4 protein-coding genes and 1 tRNA gene are annotated in these 2,404 nt (G+C 28.7%); 3 read left to right on the top strand and 2 right to left on the bottom strand.

From position 1 onward, the window contains the following. Positions 1–80: 80 nt before the first annotated feature. Positions 81–1,262 (bottom strand): Na+/H+ antiporter NhaA, encoded by a 1,182-nt coding sequence (nhaA, locus tag AMN99_RS04020; RefSeq protein WP_075506551.1) that lies wholly within the window; start codon positions 1,260–1,262, stop codon positions 81–83. Positions 1,263–1,268: 6 nt separating this feature from the next. Further along, positions 1,269–1,742 (bottom strand): zinc-ribbon domain-containing protein, encoded by a 474-nt coding sequence (locus AMN99_RS04025; protein WP_075506552.1) that lies wholly within the window; start codon positions 1,740–1,742, stop codon positions 1,269–1,271. Between the two features lie 94 nt (positions 1,743–1,836). Here AMN99_RS04025 and AMN99_RS04030 point away from each other — a divergent pair. From AMN99_RS04030 to AMN99_RS04040, 3 genes are all read left to right on the top strand, one after another. Next, positions 1,837–1,913: transfer RNA gene (locus tag AMN99_RS04030), tRNA-Pro, on the top strand. Between the two features lie 5 nt (positions 1,914–1,918). After that, positions 1,919–2,200 carry an ETC complex I subunit gene (locus tag AMN99_RS04035; protein WP_075506553.1) on the top strand — a complete coding sequence of 94 codons (282 nt, stop codon included), beginning with the start codon at positions 1,919–1,921 and terminating at the stop codon, positions 2,198–2,200. Positions 2,201–2,203: 3 nt separating this feature from the next. Next, positions 2,204–2,404: SbmA/BacA-like family transporter (locus AMN99_RS04040; RefSeq protein WP_306452585.1), on the top strand; the 201-nt coding region annotated here is incomplete at its 3' end.

Raw genomic sequence — 2,404 nt, forward strand, 5'->3', positions numbered from 1 at the left:
ATAAAACTTTTTTTCATAGTTTGCAGTTACTGAGGTTTTAAAAAAAAACATAAATATTGAAAATAGAAATATTACTTTTCTCATTTCTTAGGTTTATTTGGAGTAAGTAATATTAAAAAATAACCAAATAAAGTGGAAAGTAATGAACCAGTCAAAACACCTATTTTTACTCCATCCATATATTGCATGTTTTCAACGAAAGCTAAATTTCCTACAAACAAACTCATTGTGAAACCAATACCTGTAAGAACTCCAACTCCATAAAAATTATACCAACTTGTATCGTTTGGCATTTGGGCTACTTTTAATTTTATTGATATATACGAAAATATAAATACACCAAGTTGTTTACCCAAGAACAGACCAAGTACAATACCTAATGGAACTTTATCTAACAATGAAGCGAAAGATAAGCCCTCAAGAGAAACACCTGCATTTGCAAATGCAAATAAAGGCATTATTCCAAAAGCAACATAAGGACTAATTGCGTGTTCTATTTTTATTAATAAAGAAAAATCTTTATCCTTTTTTCTATGTGGGATTGTCATAGCCAATAAAACACCAGCAATCGTAGCGTGGATACCTGAGTTATGGGTAAAATCCCAAAGGAAAAGTCCAACTACCAAATAAGGTAAGAATTTTTTGATATTAAATTTATTTATTAACAATAAAACAATAAAAGCTAAGAGCATTAATGTTAAATACTTAATGCTTAAATCTCCAGAGTAGAATAGGGCAATAATTACTATTGCTCCTAAATCATCAATAATAGCTAAAGCTGTTAAAAATACTTTTAAAGATAAAGGAACTCTTTTTCCAAGTAATGACAAAACTCCTAAAGAAAAAGCTATATCTGTGGCTGATGGAATTGCCCATCCATTTAATGTTTCGCTATCGCCTAAATTAATAAAAACGTAAAATAATGCAGGAACTAACATTCCTCCTACAGCAGCTATTATTGGCAGTAAAGCCTGTTTAATATTTGAAAGTTCACCTTGTAGAAATTCTCTTTTTATTTCTAATGTGACAAAGAAAAAGAATATAGCCATCAAGGCGTCGTTGATCCAATGTAATACAGATAATTTTAGACCAAAATTATTAATACCTATAAATAAGTATTTATTTAAAGTAGCAAAATATAAATCTGCTAATCCAGAGTTACTTATAAATAATGCAATTACTGCAGCAAATAAGAGAACGAGGCCACTTGCAGCTTCTAATTTAAAAAACCATCTAAAAGGTTTAGATATATAATTAATCATAAAATTTTAAATTAGGTCTATAATAAATAGTTTTATATCTTGCAATGTTTCAAAAAGGTTGAATAATATTACTTCTAGTCCAGGAAATACATTAATTAGTGGTGTTTTAAGTGTATCAACCAAGATTATTAAAGCAACAAAAGATATAATCAAAACTATGAAATAAGAAAATAATTTAGATTTTTTACCTACAGACTTTTCAAATGTTTTTAAGTTTTCTGTTTCTATTTTAGCATCAATTATTTTTTCTTGTTGTGATAGTTTACTAAATTCTAAATTTTTTTCTTTTATTTCATTATTTTGTTCTGCTTTATTTGTAGTAATATTATTGTTTAACTTAAATGGAGTTTCACTTTCATTTTGTGGTTTGTAAAACCAAACTCTTTCACATGACCCACATTGTAGCTCACGTCCTTCATCAGGAATTAAGGAACTATCAATTTTGAATTTTTTCTTTTCACAAGGACAAGTAATTATCATGCCTCGTTATATAACAGATTTTACTCAAAATTCTTTTAATTTAGGCTTCTTTATACATTGAAATTATCAATAACTACTGTATTAGTACTTCGATCGGAGTGTAGCGCAGCCTGGTAGCGCATCTGGTTTGGGACCAGAGGGTCGCAGGTTCGAATCCTGCCACTCCGACCATCATTATGAAAAAAGCAATTATTTACATTCCAAACAAAAACCCAATGCAATCAGGATTAGCTAAAAATAACAAATGGATATTAGAATTTAAAACTAAAGATCCAACTAAAAATCCATTAATGGGTTGGGAAAGTTCATCGGATACTTATTCAAAATTAAAATTAGAATTTTCGTCAAAAGAACTTGCAATAAATTATGCACAAAAAAAGAAAATAGAATTTGAATTAATTGAACCTAGAAAAAGAAAAACAGTAAAAAAATCTTACGCTGATAATTTTTTAAAATAAAAAATGTTTAGGTTTTTCACTCAGAGACATTGGTTGCTATGGTCATGGATTGGTTCAGCAATAATTTTATCGTCACTTTGGATACAGGTTAAAATTGATGTAAAAATTAATGAATGGTTTGGTCAATTTTACGATATGATTCAAAAAGCTCTAGGCGCACCAAACTCTATTACCATAGAAGAGTATTGGGCAAGCTTATTATCT

Source organism: Candidatus Pelagibacter communis (genome assembly GCF_001180225.1).
GTDB classification, from domain to species: Bacteria; Pseudomonadota; Alphaproteobacteria; order Pelagibacterales; family Pelagibacteraceae; genus Pelagibacter; species Pelagibacter ubique_D.

Coding starts and splice junctions, on each gene's coding strand:
- AMN99_RS04025 (WP_075506552.1), bottom strand. CDS start 1,742: ATGATAATTACTTGTCCTTGTGAAAAGAAAAAATTCAAAATTGATAGT.
- AMN99_RS04035 (WP_075506553.1), top strand. CDS start 1,919: ATGAAAAAAGCAATTATTTACATTCCAAACAAAAACCCAATGCAATCA.
- nhaA (WP_075506551.1), bottom strand. CDS start 1,262: ATGATTAATTATATATCTAAACCTTTTAGATGGTTTTTTAAATTAGAA.